We start from the raw sequence: 15718 nt of genomic DNA on the forward strand, positions 1-15718 counted from the left end.
TTATCTAGTTCCATGATTACAATTCACCAGCAGCAATATTTCCCTTAAACATCGTTGCTACACGCTCGGAACGTCGTGCAACAGCTTCTGCTGAACAGGAAGCCTTAATAAATACAATATTTGCTTCATCACCGACTTTTGGCCAGGATTTCTTTCCATCTTTCGTTAATGTTGTTATTCCACCGGCAATGTAGCCTAATGACTGAGTCAGTGAAGGCTGATCAACCCAACGGTATATTTCTGCTAACTGGCCTAAACGTTCTAAAATATCTCCATTTCCAAAAGGAGACCAGACATCAAAGATATTGTCACAGCCGACTGCTGTCTCAACTCCTTTATTTTTTAACAGTTCGAGCGGAGGAAACTTCCGGTTGTTTGGAACACTGCTGATAATGCCGACACCGGCATCAGCAAGAATCTCTGCTAACTCCTCTGCCTGATTCAGAGAAACATCACCAAGGCCGAATGCATGGCTGATGAATACTTTTCCTTGTAATCCAGCTTCCATGGTCAACTCTGCCAATCGTTTCATGGTAAAGGTTCCTAAATGATCTGCATCATGTAAATGTAAGTCAATGCCGGCCCCTGCTTCCACAGCCAGTTCAATCATTGTTTGCAAGGAAGCTTCAATATCTCCGTCTACATTTGCGGGGTCAACACCACCGACATAGCTGGCTCCTTGCCTGAGAGCTTCTTTTACAAGATGCTTAGAATCGGAACGCAGTAATCCATGCTGTGGAAAAGCGACTATTTCTGAAGCCAGCCTGTTTTCAAAGCTATGCAGAGCTCTTTTTACCTCATCCAAATTCTTCAATCCTACTTCCGGATACAGATCGACATGTGTCCGGACTTTTGTTACACCGGCGTGAGAATAAATATTCAGCAATTTTTCCGCTCTTTCCCGAGTTGTTGTTGCCAATGTAGGCAGTACTTTTTTCTCTACTTCGAAACGTTCGAAAATATTTTTGGTCGGAATCACAGGCCGCCATTCATCACCTAATAAAGTTTTATCTAAATGGCAATGCTTTTCGGTGAAAGAAGGGAGAGCCAATAGCCCTTTTGCGTTTATTTGCGGGATATTGTCGGTAATTACTTGATCAGCAGAAATAAACTGCACAATTTTCCCGTTCTTTATGAGAAGATGGGTTAATTCTGTTTCTGTTCCAGTAATATATCCATCTTCTTCTTTATAGTTTTTTTCTATTTTTACATTTTTTATCCATTGACTTGTTTGCATTCGATTCATTTCCTTCCATGATAGGTTTTTTATGGGTGCAAATTCCCTGTAACCTGCTTTCCTTGATAAAACACTGCTTTTCTTTGTGCTCTTCTGGCTACGGCTTCTGCAGAGCAGCTTGCATCTGCCAAAACAAAGTTTGCAGCATCTCCTGGTTTCGGCCACAACTGATCACCGTCTTTGCCAAGAGGTGTAATACCGCCAGTAATATATTGAAGGGTTTGTCCAAGAGAGCGTTCATCGCTTAAGCCGAAACGTTCTGCAAGCAGACCCGTTTTTTCTAAGCTGTCACCTTTCCCAAATGGCGACCAATGATCGATAATACTATCATCACCTAAGAACACCTCGACACCTTTTTGATGTAAGAAAGGGATAGGAATCGTTTTTGATAATGAAACAGAAGAAGCAATAGAGATGCCTTGTTGTGCAAGGATTTCTGCCATTTCATCAAGTTCATTTCCGTGAATATCGGCCAGTGCAAATGCGTGACTGAGTGTTACTCGTCCCTGCCAGCCGGCCTCCTCTGTCAGCGCCGCTAATCGTTTCATTGTAAAAATACCTAATTGTCCAGCTTCATGCAGATGAATATCAATTTTCGCGTTTCCTTCTACAGCAAGTTCCATAACTGTTTGTAAGGATTTTTCTACATCACCGTCAATGCTGGCAGGATCAACGCCTCCCACATAACCGGCACCGTTTCGTAATGCGTCCCGGATCAAGCTGGCTGCATTGCTTCTGAGCATGCCTTGTTGCGGGAAAGCGACAATTTCTACAAAAGCTTTATCTTGATAGTCCTCTGAGGCGCACAGAAGGGTTTCTAAATTATGCAGTCCTTCGATTGGCCCGACATTACAGTGAGAACGAATATGTGTTGTGCCCGCAGATAGAAGTAAATCTATTAATTTCTTTGCTCTGTCAGCAGCTTGAGACTGTAATTCCGGGATCAGCTTCTCCTCCTCCTGCAGCCTTGTCCAAATACCATTTTCAGGAATAGTGGGAGCCTTCCACTTCCCGCCATAATAGGTTTTATCCAGATGAATATGCATGTCCCTGAATGATGGGAGCATCAGATATTGCTTTGCATCATATTTAGGCAGATCAGATGTAATTGATACTTTAGCTGGTAAAATTTCTTTTATTTTCCCATTCTCAATCTGGATATGAAATGTATCTGTCTGTGTACCGGAAATTACTCCATGCTGCAGCTGATATCCTGTTTCCAGTGTAGCATTTGTTAACCAATAAGCTTTAGCACTCAATAGGAAACCCTCCTTTATTCTTTAAAAGAAGAAATTATTCTCTTTCTTACCTTATGCTATCATAGGCATCTGTAAAGAAGAAGAAAATAGGTGTTTTCAATGTGTGCGTTTACATAAAAAGAAGGTCTTGACAAACAAAAAAATAAGTTGTATAGTTACCTAGGTTAATAGTTACCCTAGTTAATTATTTTTCGGAGGGAAGTAAATGGAAGGCTTATTCCGGCAATATATAAGAATTTACCGGCCGTTAATGAAAAGTCTGAACGAGCTGCTGGAAAAATATCAGCTCTCTTATTCATTATGGCAGGTTATTGTGTACTTAAAAGATGAAGGAACCTCCACACTGGTTGATATCTCTAATTATTACCAAGTAGAAAAGCCAAGTATTACAAGACGTGTTCACCGATTACAGGAGCTGGGTTTGATTGACGAAGTCCCGAGTGCCAATCGGAGAGAGAAAATCATGGAATTGACTACTGAAGGAAAACGGATTTATCAAATATGCAGAGAAGAGATTACAGCTTTGGAGCATCATATTTCTAAGGGGCTATCGGAAGAAGAGCAGCAGACTGCTTTTCAATTTTTAATGAAGATTCAAGATAATATATAAAGTAAAGAAGGGTTTTGTAGTGAGTAACAAATCGAAGTTATGGACAAAAGATTTTATTATTGTGTCTGCAGTTAATTTTTTATTGACACTTGTTTTTTATCTTCTTGTTGTTGTGATGGGAGTTTACGCAGCAGAGGAATTTAATACATCCGCAAGTGAGTCTGGATTAGTGGTTGGTATATTTATTGTCGGCGCACTGATTGGGCGTCTTTTTATTGGCCGTTATATTGAAAAATTTGGTCAGAAAACAACATTGTTTATCGGGGTTATTATATTTATTTTGGCTACTGCTTTATATTTCTTTAATTTTGGTATCGGCTTTTTACTTCTTAACCGGTTTATCCATGGTATTGGGCTTGGTTTTGCAAGCACAGCGACTGGTACTATTGTAGCTCAAATCATTCCGGCTGAACGGAAGGGAGAGGGGATTGGCTACTACAGTATGAGTGCCACCCTGTCCACTGCTTTAGGACCGTTCGTAGGTTTATATATGAGCCAGCACACCAGTATGCAAGGAATATTTGGTCTTTGCTTAACAATAGGTGTTATCAGTTTCTTAACAGTCTTTTTTGTGAGAATACCAGTTATTAAGGAAACAGAGGAGGAAAAAGCTATAGAAAAAGAGGAAGAAGGGCATTTTATTGCTCAATTTGTAGAGCCAAGAGCTGTGCCGATTGCAATCATCACACTTATTTTAGCGCTTTGCTATTCCAGTGTGCTATCCTTCCTTAATTCCTATGCGATAGAACTGGATCTTGTAAGTACAGCAAGTGTATTTTTCCTTGTTTATTCCATTGCTGTATTACTTTCACGTCCATTTACCGGGCGTTTAATAGATTTAAAAGGATCAAACATTGTTATGTATCCTGCATTTGTTCTGTTTACAATCGGTATGATTGTACTAGGCTTTGCACATAGCGGATTTACACTATTACTGGCGGGTGTATTAATTGGGCTTGGCTTTGGTAATATGCAATCCTGTACACAGGCTATTGCAGTCAAACTGACACCGCCGCATCGTATGGGGCTGGCAACATCCACCTTCTTTATCTTCTTAGACGGAGGATTGGGCTTTGGACCATATTTGCTTGGGTTTATTGCACCAGTCATTGGGTACAGCACGCTTTATATCGTGTTAGGTATCGTTGTTCTGGCAACAGCAGGATTATACACTGTTTTGCACGGCAAAAAAGCTACCTCCGCACAATCACAAGCGTTGGCACAGTAAAAGAAGAAACCTGTATTTTCTGTATTTCGCACAGAGAATGCAGGTTTCTTTTATTTAAATTTTTAACTATCTTATAACGATAGATAATAATGTATTTTATTTTTCACTGGTCCCGGTAAAGGTTGTTTCAATGCTTTCATTAGCAAATCAGGATGGGCAATTCTTTTTTCATTAAAGTGCTGTTCAATGAGATCGACCTTTTCTTTTCTGTTTGGCATTAAACTATATAGTACATACCAGTCTTCTAAGGATGACAAGTATATGGTTTTCCCATTAAAGCTTGTGCTATCTACAATATTATTTTTCTCAAACTCAAGTTTATAAATTCCTTCCTCATGTATGATAGAAAAACCGCCCATTAAATCAACAGAAGTATTTCCTATCGTATACTTAGCAAAGAACGCTGTTTTAAAAGGTGCAGAACGAACAGCTTCTTTTCTTTCCCCCAGATTATCCAGCACTTTGCCGGCAAGAGTAGCATGATTTTCCGAAACTAAGAGATCAATATCATTTGGATTATCTATTATTCCGTGCATATGAAGCATTAATGAGCCGCCAAGTCCCCAGACTATATTATTATCGTTTAATATATCGGCTGTCTTTGCTAGAGAAGATAACAATATGTTAATCTCCTTTCTTTCTGTTATTTATTTTCATCATAACATTCATTAGAGAAGATTTAATGAAATAATAATGGAGATTATCTGCATTCTATTTAAATAGTAAACCATTTTAAAATAAGCTAATTGAAATTGATATGAATAAATTATGAAATTAATCTCTTTTTCTTAAATTCAATGTATAAATCTGTAAGGATTTATAGTATAATGAACTCAAATAACCTTCTTGCTGTTATATAGAAATGAGTACTATCTGGCTGGGCAGGAAATTTGTCTATATCTTCAGATTTTAGAATATTTTGTTATTTAAACTGGATTCTTTTAGAAAGTTTAAACACCGGCCGGAGAGCAAAATAGAATATATTTCAAGGGAATATTTTTAAACAAAACGTAAACATCGCAGTCATGTTATCATGTATAACATAGAACCATTCCATATATTAACAATATATAATAATGGGGGAAAGCGATGTTTTTTTGTACCAATTTCTAGTATTTTCTGGAAAATATAAAGTTATTTCTAAATAGCAGTGAGAGAAGTGCATTGTTTTTAATGTTGAAGGGGGAATGTTTATGTCATATCAAAGCACCTATGAACAATGGAAGAATGAAGAAGCTCTTGATAGAGAGCTCAAAACAGAATTAGAAAGTCTCTTAAAAAATGAAACAGAATTAGAAGATGCTTTCTCACATCCCTTAGAATTTGGTACTGCCGGCATGCGTGGAATATTAGGCCCAGGAATTAATCGAATGAACATTTATACGGTGAGACAGGCGACAGAAGGTCTGGCCCGATTTATGGAAAGTCAGACAGAAGAGAATAAATCCAGAGGAGTAGCGATTGCCTACGATTCCAGACATAAATCTCCTGAATTTGCTCTGGAAGCCGCAAGGACACTTGCGCGTCATGGAATTCCGTCCTATGTATTTGAATCACTGCGCCCAACTCCTGAATTATCCTTTGCTGTAAGGCATTTAAATACATTTACTGGAATTATGATTACTGCATCACATAATCCTGCAAATTATAATGGTTATAAAATCTATGGGGAAAGCGGAGGACAAATGCCTCCAAAAGATGCAGATGCGCTAACAGAATATGTCCGCTCTGTAGAGAATCCTCTGCAAATAGAAGTGTTATCTGAAGAAGAGGCAAAAGAGAAAGGCCTTCTGAAAATAATTGGTAAAGAGGTGGATAATGCTTATTTGCAGGAAGTAGATACGGTAACAATTGACAGAGAATTGGTATCAAGAGAAGGGAAGGATTTAAAGCTTGTCTTTACACCGCTGCATGGCGCAGGGAAAATGCTTGGAGAAAAAGCATTAGAGCAAGCTGGATTTAAAGGGTTTTCGCTTGTTCCTGAACAAAGTGTCGCTGATCCTGACTTTACTACTGTCAAATCACCTAATCCGGAGGAGCATTCAGCGTTCGAATATGCTATTTCTTTAGGTGAAAAAGAAGGTGCAGATTTGCTGGTGGCAACCGATCCGGATGCCGACCGTCTGGGTGTCGCTGTTAAGCTTCCGGACGAAACGTATAAAGTGTTAAGCGGTAACCAAATTGGAGCGCTGATGCTGGATTATATTTTGAAAGCACGGAAAGAGGCAAATACACTTCCGGAAAATGCTGTGGTATTAAAATCGATTGTTTCGAGTGAGCTCTCTACAGCAATTGCTGAAAAATATCAAACTAAAATGGTCAATGTGCTTACAGGCTTTAAATTTATCGCTGAAAAAATTCAGCAATATCAGGAGGATGGATCGCAGACATTTATGTTTGGGTTCGAAGAGAGCTACGGCTATCTGGTAAAACCATTTGTCAGGGATAAAGATGCCATTCAGGCGCTTGTATTGATTGCTGAAGTTGCTACCTACTACAAGCAGAAAGATGAAAACTTATACGATGCATTGCAGGAAATCTTTGCTGAGTATGGCTGCTATCAGGAAAAAACAATTTCTATTACAATGAGCGGTTTAGAAGGATCAGCGAAAATAGCTTCTTTAATGAGGCAGCTGCGGGAAGAATCTCCGGAATCTTTCGGAGGAATAAAGGTTGTCAGTACAGAAGATTATAAAACACAGAAAAAAGTACACGCTGATGGTTCAGTAACCTCATTGAACACACCGGCTTCAGATGTATTGAAATACTTTTTGGAGGATGAGAGCTGGATAGCGGCACGGCCTTCCGGGACAGAGCCTAAAATCAAGTTCTATATCGGTGTGAAAGCAGGAAGTGAAGAGGCTGCAGAGGAAAAAATAAAAGCTTTTTCAACAGCTATTTCGGAAGTAACCAATGTAACCAGCTGAAAGTCTCCTCAAGAATAAGCTTTAATGAGTGGCGGGGTGAAGAAATGCATACAAATGAGTATTTGGAATTGGAAACAGAAGATGCAATAAAAAGGTTTCACACTGGCGAAAATTTTTATAGTCAGCATGTTTTCGGTTATCACCAGGAAGAGCGGGACGGGGAGACAGGCTTTGTTTTCCGTGTCTGGGCTCCTAACGCACAACAGATATGGCTGGTAGGAACATTTAATAATTGGGATGAGTCCTTGCCGATGCAGAAAAATGAAGAATATGGTTATTGGGAGGTATTCACTACAAAGCCTGCAGAAAATGATTTATATAAATATAAGGTGCGCCAGGAAGATGGCAGAGAGGTTTATAAAATTGATCCATTTGCCTTTGTTTTTGAGAAACGTCCGGACAATGCTGCTGTCATTCATCATGTTCCGCAGAAAAAATGGAAGGACGGCTTATGGTATGGCAGAAAGAAGCGTTCTAATTTCTTTAGACGGCCCATAAATATCTATGAGGTACATGCCAGCTCCTGGAAGCATCATGAAGATGGCGCCCCTTATTCTTTTGCAGATTTAAAGGAAGAATTAATTCCTTATGCAAAAGAAATGGGGTATACCCATATTGAATTCATGCCATTAATGGAGCATCCATTAGGTGCATCATGGGGATACCAGCTGATAGGCTACTTTGCTTTAAGCTCTTATTATGGTAAACCTGAGGAGTTTCAGGATTTTGTAGAGGAGTGCCATCGGAATAATATAGGCGTTTTTGTGGATTGGGTACCTGGTCATTTCTGTGTCAATGATGATGCTCTTGCTAAGTATGACGGCACCCCTCAATTTGAATATCAGGACCCGGACCGGGCAGCGAATGTCCGCTGGGGCTCTATCAATTTTGATTTAGGCAGGCCGGAGGTACAGTCATTCCTTATTTCAAGTGCGCTATTTTGGCTGGAAATGTACCATATTGACGGGATTCGTGTTGATGCAGTTTCCAGTATGCTTTACTTAGATTATGATGATGGACCATGGAAGACAAATCATGAAGGTGGAAATAGAAACTTCGAAGGGTATTATTTCCTGCAAAAGCTCAACGCAGTTGTTAAACTTGCGCATCCGGAAGTTATTATGGTTGCGGAGGAAAGTTCATCTGATACGCAAGTTACAGGGTTAATTGAGACGGGAGCACTCGGCTTTGATTATAAATGGAATATGGGCTGGATGAACGATGTGCTTAAATTTTATAAGATGGATCCTGCCTTTAGAAAGGACCATTTTAACTTAATCACCTTTTCCTTTATGTATATGATGCAGGAAAACTATATTCTGCCGCTTTCTCATGACGAGGTTGTTCATGGAAAGAAGAGTCTGATGCATAAAATGTGGGGAGATAGATATAAACAATTTGCTCAATTACGTAATATGTATACGTATATGATGACCCATCCTGGAAAAAAACTCTTATTTATGGGAAGTGAATGGGGACAATTTTTAGAGTGGAAGTATGATGAAGGATTGGAATGGCAGGATTTAAATGATGCTTTCAACAAAAATATGCAGTATTTTACTTCCAGTCTGAACCAATTCTATAAAGAACAGCCGGCACTTTGGGAGCTGGAAGAGAGCTACGATACAATTTCAATTATCGATGCAGATAATCATAACGATTCTGTGCTTAGTTTTATTCGGAAAAGTAAGAAGAAAAAAGATTTTCTGATTATTGTTTTAAATATGACCCCTGTAGAGCGTCAGGATTTTCATATCGGCGTTCCCTATCAAGGAAGCTACAAAGAAATATGGAATACGGAAATGAAAGAATTTGGCGGTACATGGGAAGAGCATAACCCTGATCAATTGACAGAGGACGTTCCTTTTAAGGAGTATCCTTACCGCATAAAAACTGTTGTACCCGCGCTGGGAGCGTTAATTCTGCGTCCTGAGAGTATTAAAGTATCAAGAAAACCACCAGCGGCTAAGTGATTTTCCAATATATATATAAGCTGAATTACATGCTTCATTTTTTACAACAAATTTAGAAGAGTAGTTGAAAGGGGGACAGGTGAAAGGCTGCTTTCACCGCGTATATGAAAAATGAGATGCTAGCAATGATTCTTGCAGGAGGAAAAGGGTCACGATTGGGGAAATTAACAAAAAATATTGCTAAACCTGCTGTTCCGTTTGGAGGAAGGTATCGTATAATTGATTTCACTCTAAGTAATTGCGCTAATTCTGGGATAAAAAATGTAGGTGTTGTGACACAGTACCAGCCGTTGGCATTAAATAACCACGTAGATAATGGGACAAGCTGGGGACTTGATGGAATTAATTCCGGTGTGACAATTCTTCAGCCTTACGCCGGTTCAGAGGGCGGTAAATGGTTTGAAGGTACAGCTCATGCTATTTATCAGAATATTGCTTATATCGATGAGATGAATCCTGAATATCTGCTTGTGTTATCTGGAGATCATATTTATAAGATGGATTATGAAGAGATGCTGGAAACGCATAAAGCGAATGAGGCTTCATTAACTGTTGCAGTACTGGAAGTCCCTGAAAAAGAAGCTTCCCGTTTTGGAATCATGAACACAGATGAAAACGACCGTATTATTGAGTTTGAAGAAAAACCCGAGAATCCAAAAAGTAACCTCGCATCAATGGGAATCTATATTTTTGATTGGAGCAGATTAAGAGAAGTTCTATTAAGCAGTTATTCCAAAGACGATCACATGCTGGATTTTGGAAAGCATGTTATTCCTTCTTACTTGGAAAGTGGTGAGAACGTATTTGTTTACCGCTTTGATGGTTATTGGAAGGACGTTGGAACAATTGACTCCCTGTGGGAAGCAAATATGGAATTTATTAATCCTGAGATGAATCTTAATATCCGGGATAAATCATGGCGCGTATATTCTAGAAATACAATTTCACCTCCAAACTTTTTAACAGACACTGCGTCCGTGACAGATTCTTTAATTGTTGATGGGTGCTATGTTGCAGGAAGTATTAAAAATAGTATTCTATCAAATGATGTGCAGGTAAAAGAAGGATCGCAAATTACAGACAGCTTTATTATGCCGGGAGCAAGTATTGGCAGAAATGTAAGTATTCACCGGGCAATTATCGGAGAAGATGCAGTTGTCGGAGATAATACAGTAATCGATGGAACGGAAGATATAGGAGTAGTAGGTTATTCTGAAGTGATTGGAGTGACGATGGATGAGGACTAATAAAATTTGTGCTGTTTTAGGGAATATTCAACGCTATAACGCTTTACTTCCTTTAACCAATGAGAGACCGTTAGCAACATTACCATTTGCTTGTAAATACAGACTGATTGATTTCCCGCTTTCCAGTATTGTTAATGCAAATATAAATACAGTTTATATGATTTTTAATGAAGGTGAAACACAATCTGTATTCGATCATATCGGCGGGGGAAAAGAATGGAATTTAGATGGCGTGCATAACCGTTTCTTTATTCATCTTTACCAGGACTTCTTGAAATTAAAAGCACATAATCAAAGCTATTACCGTCCACTGATTGATTATCTGGAAAAATCTAAATCAGAGTATACCGTTTATATGAGCAGTAAAATGATTTGTAATATTGACCTGCGTGCCGTTTTAAAAATTCACCAGCAGCAAAACAATGAAATGACAGTTGTTTATAAAAAAGTTGAATCTGAAAAAATATGCCAGACAGATGCAGTATTATCCTTGACTGAAAATGGTCAGATTACCGAAGTGCGTCCGTATATGGAGCATTTGCAGACTGCAGATCAGGAGAATCTCTGCATGGATATTTATATTGTTCAGACAAATTGGCTGATCCGGCAATTGAAAGAAGGCCAACAGGAGGGAACCCCAGCCGACATCCAAGATTTTCTTCGCAAAAAAATTCATACTGTAAAAAGCTCAACTTATGAACACACGGGTTATCTAAGTAATATCTTTGACATCAACTCGTACTATAATGCATCGCTTGATATGCTTAACCAACAAAAATTCAGTTCTCTTCTCTACTCTAATCAAAAAATATATACCAAATTAAAAAATGAAGTTCCAACATATTATTCAGACTCATCAGAAGTAAATAACAGCCAGTTTGCAACAGGATGCATTATTGAAGGTAAGGTAGAAGGATCCTCCATATCCCGTGGAACAGTGTTGGATAAAGGAACAGAAGTCATCGACTCTATCATTATGCCGAGTGCAAAAATATGTGCTGGCGCCAGGGTCCAAAATGCCATTCTGGATAAAGAAGTGGTAGTGGACCCGGGGGTACAGATAATCGGAACGAGAGAAAATCCGGTTGTTATTGAAAAATATCAGCATGTAACCAATGATATCCTCGCAAATGGGGTAGCAGTCAGCGATATAGAGAGATAGGGGGGAAAATATATATGAAATTATTATTTGCTAGTGCGGAATGTGCACCGTTTTTCAAAACAGGCGGTCTCGGAGATGTAATTGGTGCGCTACCAAAGGAATTAGCAAAGAAAGATATAGAAGTGGCAGTTGTGCTGCCACTTCACAAAAAGATGCCGGCAGCATTCAGAGAACGCTGTGAGCATGTAGGCTCTTTATCCATAGATGTAGGCTGGAGAAATCAATATTGTGGTATTGAACGTTTAGACATGGACAATGTCACCTATTATTTTATTGATAACCTGTATTATTTTAACCGGGATGATTTATATGGTTTTTATGATGATGGAGAACGCTTTGCTTTCTTTCAGCTTGCACTGATTGAGATGATGGAAGCAGTCGATTATATTCCTGATATTATCCATGTAAATGACTTCCATACAGCCATGGTACCATTTCTCCTGAAAGAAAAATATCACTGGGTGGAAGCATATCAATCTATTCGAACAGTGTTGACGATTCATAATATAGAATTTCAGGGGCGATACAACCCGGAAGTGCTATCTGATTTGTTTGGAGTCGGTGACAGAAAGTATCATGATGGAACAATTCGTTTTGAAAATGACATTAACTTTTTGAAATCAGGTATTGTATATGCAGATAAGGTGAATACTGTCAGCCATTCCTATGCAAGAGAAATCCAAACCTCTGAATTCGGTAATGGCTTAGAGGGAATTCTCAGGCAGGAGCAAGGAAAACTGTCCGGCATTGTGAATGGAATAGATTATGAGATTAATAATCCGGAAACAGATCCGGCGTTGAAATCTAACTATTCTTTAACCAGCTTACAAGGCAAAAAAGATTGCAAGAAAGAATTGCAGGAATTAATGGAGCTGCCTGTACGGGAAGATGTTCCGCTAATTGCAGTTGTCAGCCGTCTGACACATCAGAAAGGCTTTCATCTTGTTCTGGAAGAATTAGAGAATTTATTGCAATATGATGTTCAGTTTGTTCTGCTGGGAACAGGAGATCCGTCATTTGAACATCATTTTCGATTAATTTCGGAATGGTACCCGAATAAGTGTGCAGTAAATATTACATTTGATGTGACACTTGCGCAAAAGATTTATGCCGGATCTGATATGTTTCTGATGCCATCTAAATTTGAACCATGTGGATTATCACAGCTGATTTCTATGCGTTATGGAACCCTGCCGGTAGTCCATGAAATAGGTGGACTCAAGGATACAGTAGAACCATATAATCCTGTTGAAAAAACAGGCACAGGGTTTGGTTTTTCCTTATTTACACCATACTACATGATGGAAGCATTGAAAAAAGCAGTGCATGTTTATCAGGACGAGCAGGATGTATGGAAAAACCTTATGCATAGAGCAATGTCACAGGATTTCAGCTGGGAAACATCCAGTGGGCAGTATTACTCGCTTTACCAAGAAATATATGGATAGAGTGTGTTCAAAAAGTTCAGTGTGTATTATATCTTGAGCTTTTTGAACACCTTCTTATAGATTAGGATGAACACATAACAGCATTAGTTTAAGTGGAATAAGCAGCTTTTTTAAGAAAAAAGTGAAATGCTGGTTTGAATTTTGATTTCTTAAAAGAAATGCTTGCAGCTGAACTTAGATATGCAGAAAAGAGGCTTAATACATGGCTTTAGATAAGGAAGTTTTCAAAGAAGAATTGAAGCAGAGGCTGAGAGAGAACTATGCAATGGAGCTGGAGGATGCAAGCAAGCAGGAAATTTTCTATGCATTGGGAGCGTTGGTAAAAGCACGTTACTCGGATGCTTGGAGAGATACATGGAAGTATTATGTGGATAAACATAAAAAGCAGGTATACTATTTTTCAATTGAATTTTTACCTGGCCGGATGTTGAAAAGTAATCTATTGAACTTGGGATTGCTGGATACAGCGAGAGAAGCTTTAACAGATCTCGGTATTGAATTAGACAGCCTGGCAGAAGTGGAAAAGGATATGGCTTTAGGAAACGGTGGTCTTGGACGATTAGCATCCTGTTTTATGGATTCGATTGCTTCTTGTGGTCTTCCGGGAAATGGGAATGGAATACGCTATGATTACGGACTTTTTAAGCAGCGTTTCGTGGACGGCTATCAGGTCGAGCTTCCGGATGAGTGGCTGCAAAGCGGGAATATATGGGAGATACGTAGAGAAAGTAAAGCTGTCGATGTTCGCGTCGGCGGGCGTGTGTACTTAGCAGAAACAATAGAAGGAAAATTAAAACCGGTATACGAGAATGAACGAATTCTTCGGGCAGTTCCTTATGATACAGGAATGGTGGGCTATGAGAATAATGTGGTGAATACACTGCGGCTATGGTCTGTGGAAATTCCTGATTCCGAAGAGGATAAATACCAAAGTATCCAGGGACGAAGAGAGTTGGAGGATTTAACAGCTGTTCTTTATCCGGATGATTCCAATGAACATGGGCGTTTAATCCGTCTTACACAGGAATATTTCTTTGTATCAGCAGGAATCCAGAGTATAATTCGCCACTATAAGAAACGGGTTCAAAAGCCAATTTCTAATCTCAGCGAATATATTTCTATTCATATTAATGATACCCATCCTGCACTATGTGTGCCGGAAATGATGCGTATCTTGGTTGATGAAGAAGATTTATCCTGGGAGCAGGCCTGGGATATTACAGGGAAAGTGATGAGTTATACAAATCATACGATTATGGCGGAAGCATTGGAAAAATGGTCGATTGATTTAATGCGGCGCACATTGCCGCGTATGTATCAAATTATTGAAGAGATTGATGCACGTTATGTACAGACGATGCGGGAGCTGCATCCGCATGATTTGGTAGAGCGCACCCGGATTATTCGTAATGGACAGGTTCATATGGCGCATTTGTCTATTATTGGCAGTCATAGCACTAATGGTGTGGCAAAATTGCACTCGGATTTATTAAAATCTGTTGTTTTGCATGATTTTTATATTATTTATCCAGACCGTTTTAATAATAAGACGAATGGAATTGCGCAGCGCAGATGGTCACAGATTGTGAATGAACCAATGTCAAACGTATTAGATGAGACGATTGGAAAGACATGGAGAAAGGATTCTGGAGATCTAAAGTTGCTGATGAACTATCAATCGGATCAAGCCGTTTTAGAAAAATTAGCTGAAGCAAAGAAAATAAACAAACAGGTGCTTGCTGATTATATTTTGGAAACAACGGAAATTGAAGTTTCTGCTGATGCTATTTTTGATGTGCAAATTAAAAGACTGCATGCATATAAACGCCAGCTGTTAAATCTATTGCATATTATCAAGCTTTATCAGGATATAAAAGAAAATCCGGATTTAGATATGCAAAAGCGTGTATTTATTTTTGGAGCAAAGGCAGCACCAAGCTATCATTATGCAAAAGTAATCATTAAGTGTATTAACGAAGCAGCTAATTTAATTAATAATGATTCTGATATCAAAGATCGTATTAAGATTGTTTTCTTACCAAATTACAATGTCAGCCTAGCGGAGAAAATTATCCCGGCAGCAGATGTCAGTGAACAAATTTCTCTTGCATCTAAAGAAGCTTCCGGCACAAGTAATATGAAGCTGATGCTGAATGGCGCTATTACACTTGCTACGCTGGATGGTGCCAATGTAGAAATCAGAGATGCAGTCGGTGATGATAATATTTATATCTTCGGTCTCACAGAGAAAGAGGTCTATGAATATTATGAGAATCAGGAGTATTCTGCGCATCAGCTGTATGATGAAAATCCAATTATCCGCCGTGTTTTAAATGCATTTATTGATGGAACCATACCAAATATCGTTTATGAAGGACGGGAAATTTTTGATTCACTCATTAAGTATAATGATGAATATTTCTTACTGCGTGATTTTGATTCCTATGTAAAGGCACAGGAGGAAATTGATAAAGCTTATGGAGATCAGATCTTCTGGCAGAAAATGAGCTTAATCAATATTGCTAATGGAGGCAGATTTTCGTCCGATGAGACAGTGCGCCGTTATGCTGAGGATATTTGGAAAATAGAACCGAAAGATTCATTTGTTACTGAGAAAGGATAGTATT

11 protein-coding genes are annotated in these 15718 nt (G+C 38.9%); 8 read left to right on the forward strand and 3 right to left on the reverse strand.

The features are described 5' to 3' along the window. Nucleotides 1-16 precede the first annotated feature (16 nt). Nucleotides 17-1237, reverse strand: a complete 1221-nt coding sequence (locus tag OSO01_RS04935) for an amidohydrolase (protein WP_147209409.1) — start codon at nucleotides 1235-1237, stop codon at nucleotides 17-19. A gap of 29 nt (nucleotides 1238-1266) precedes the next feature. Beyond that, the gene (locus OSO01_RS04940) at nucleotides 1267-2496 is read right to left on the reverse strand and encodes an amidohydrolase (RefSeq protein WP_147209266.1); all 1230 of its coding nucleotides are present in this window, start codon (nucleotides 2494-2496) and stop codon (nucleotides 1267-1269) included. A gap of 205 nt (nucleotides 2497-2701) precedes the next feature. Here OSO01_RS04940 and OSO01_RS04945 point away from each other — a divergent pair, with 205 nt between their 5' ends. After that, nucleotides 2702-3106 (forward strand): MarR family winged helix-turn-helix transcriptional regulator, encoded by a 405-nt coding sequence (locus OSO01_RS04945; protein WP_147209268.1) that lies wholly within the window; start codon nucleotides 2702-2704, stop codon nucleotides 3104-3106. 19 nt (nucleotides 3107-3125) lie between these two features. Further along, on the forward strand, nucleotides 3126-4334 hold the full coding sequence (locus OSO01_RS04950) for an MFS transporter (RefSeq protein ID WP_246145052.1): 1209 nt from the start codon (nucleotides 3126-3128) through the stop codon (nucleotides 4332-4334). A 71-nt stretch (nucleotides 4335-4405) separates the two neighbouring features. Here the strand turns inward: OSO01_RS04950 and OSO01_RS04955 are convergent, their stop codons facing one another. Beyond that, nucleotides 4406-4954, reverse strand: coding sequence for a nucleotidyltransferase family protein (locus OSO01_RS04955; RefSeq protein WP_147209272.1), 549 nt, complete (start codon nucleotides 4952-4954; stop codon nucleotides 4406-4408). Between the two features lie 573 nt (nucleotides 4955-5527). On the opposite strand from OSO01_RS04955, the gene OSO01_RS04960 reads away from it, so the two are divergent. From OSO01_RS04960 to OSO01_RS04985, 6 genes are all read left to right on the forward strand, one after another. After that, nucleotides 5528-7261: a phospho-sugar mutase gene (locus OSO01_RS04960; protein ID WP_147209274.1), complete on the forward strand. Its 1734-nt coding sequence runs from the start codon at nucleotides 5528-5530 to the stop codon at nucleotides 7259-7261. A gap of 44 nt (nucleotides 7262-7305) precedes the next feature. Further along, nucleotides 7306-9234 carry a 1,4-alpha-glucan branching protein GlgB gene (gene glgB, locus OSO01_RS04965; RefSeq protein ID WP_147209276.1) on the forward strand — a complete coding sequence of 643 codons (1929 nt, stop codon included), beginning with the start codon at nucleotides 7306-7308 and terminating at the stop codon, nucleotides 9232-9234. 104 nt (nucleotides 9235-9338) lie between these two features. After that, complete coding sequence (locus OSO01_RS04970) at nucleotides 9339-10481, forward strand: glucose-1-phosphate adenylyltransferase (protein ID WP_147209278.1); 1143 nt, start codon at nucleotides 9339-9341, stop codon at nucleotides 10479-10481. After that, entirely contained in the window at nucleotides 10471-11643 is a 1173-nt protein-coding gene (glgD, locus tag OSO01_RS04975) for a glucose-1-phosphate adenylyltransferase subunit GlgD (protein WP_147209280.1), read from the forward strand. The genes OSO01_RS04970 and glgD overlap by 11 nt, the downstream gene beginning before the upstream one ends. Nucleotides 11644-11657: 14 nt before the next feature. Further along, on the forward strand, nucleotides 11658-13091 hold the full coding sequence (gene glgA, locus OSO01_RS04980; protein WP_147209282.1) for a glycogen synthase GlgA: 1434 nt from the start codon (nucleotides 11658-11660) through the stop codon (nucleotides 13089-13091). A 202-nt stretch (nucleotides 13092-13293) separates the two neighbouring features. Then, the gene (locus OSO01_RS04985; protein WP_147209284.1) at nucleotides 13294-15714 is read left to right on the forward strand and encodes a glycogen/starch/alpha-glucan phosphorylase; all 2421 of its coding nucleotides are present in this window, start codon (nucleotides 13294-13296) and stop codon (nucleotides 15712-15714) included. The last annotated feature ends 4 nt before the right edge of the window (nucleotides 15715-15718 follow it).

The sequence above is a fragment of the Oceanobacillus sojae genome (genome assembly GCF_007991515.1).
GTDB lineage: Bacteria > Bacillota > Bacilli > Bacillales > Amphibacillaceae > Oceanobacillus > Oceanobacillus sojae.

What these genes read in the sequence shown, in the direction of transcription:
- OSO01_RS04970 (WP_147209278.1), top strand. Translation starts at nt 9,339, where the DNA reads ATGAAAAATGAGATGCTAGCAATGATTCTTGCAGGAGGAAAAGGGTCA.
- glgB (WP_147209276.1), top strand. Translation starts at nt 7,306, where the DNA reads ATGCATACAAATGAGTATTTGGAATTGGAAACAGAAGATGCAATAAAA.
- OSO01_RS04945 (WP_147209268.1), top strand. Translation starts at nt 2,702, where the DNA reads ATGGAAGGCTTATTCCGGCAATATATAAGAATTTACCGGCCGTTAATG.
- glgA (WP_147209282.1), top strand. Translation starts at nt 11,658, where the DNA reads ATGAAATTATTATTTGCTAGTGCGGAATGTGCACCGTTTTTCAAAACA.
- OSO01_RS04985 (WP_147209284.1), top strand. Translation starts at nt 13,294, where the DNA reads ATGGCTTTAGATAAGGAAGTTTTCAAAGAAGAATTGAAGCAGAGGCTG.
- OSO01_RS04935 (WP_147209409.1), bottom strand. Translation starts at nt 1,237, where the DNA reads ATGCAAACAAGTCAATGGATAAAAAATGTAAAAATAGAAAAAAACTAT.
- glgD (WP_147209280.1), top strand. Translation starts at nt 10,471, where the DNA reads ATGAGGACTAATAAAATTTGTGCTGTTTTAGGGAATATTCAACGCTAT.
- OSO01_RS04960 (WP_147209274.1), top strand. Translation starts at nt 5,528, where the DNA reads ATGTCATATCAAAGCACCTATGAACAATGGAAGAATGAAGAAGCTCTT.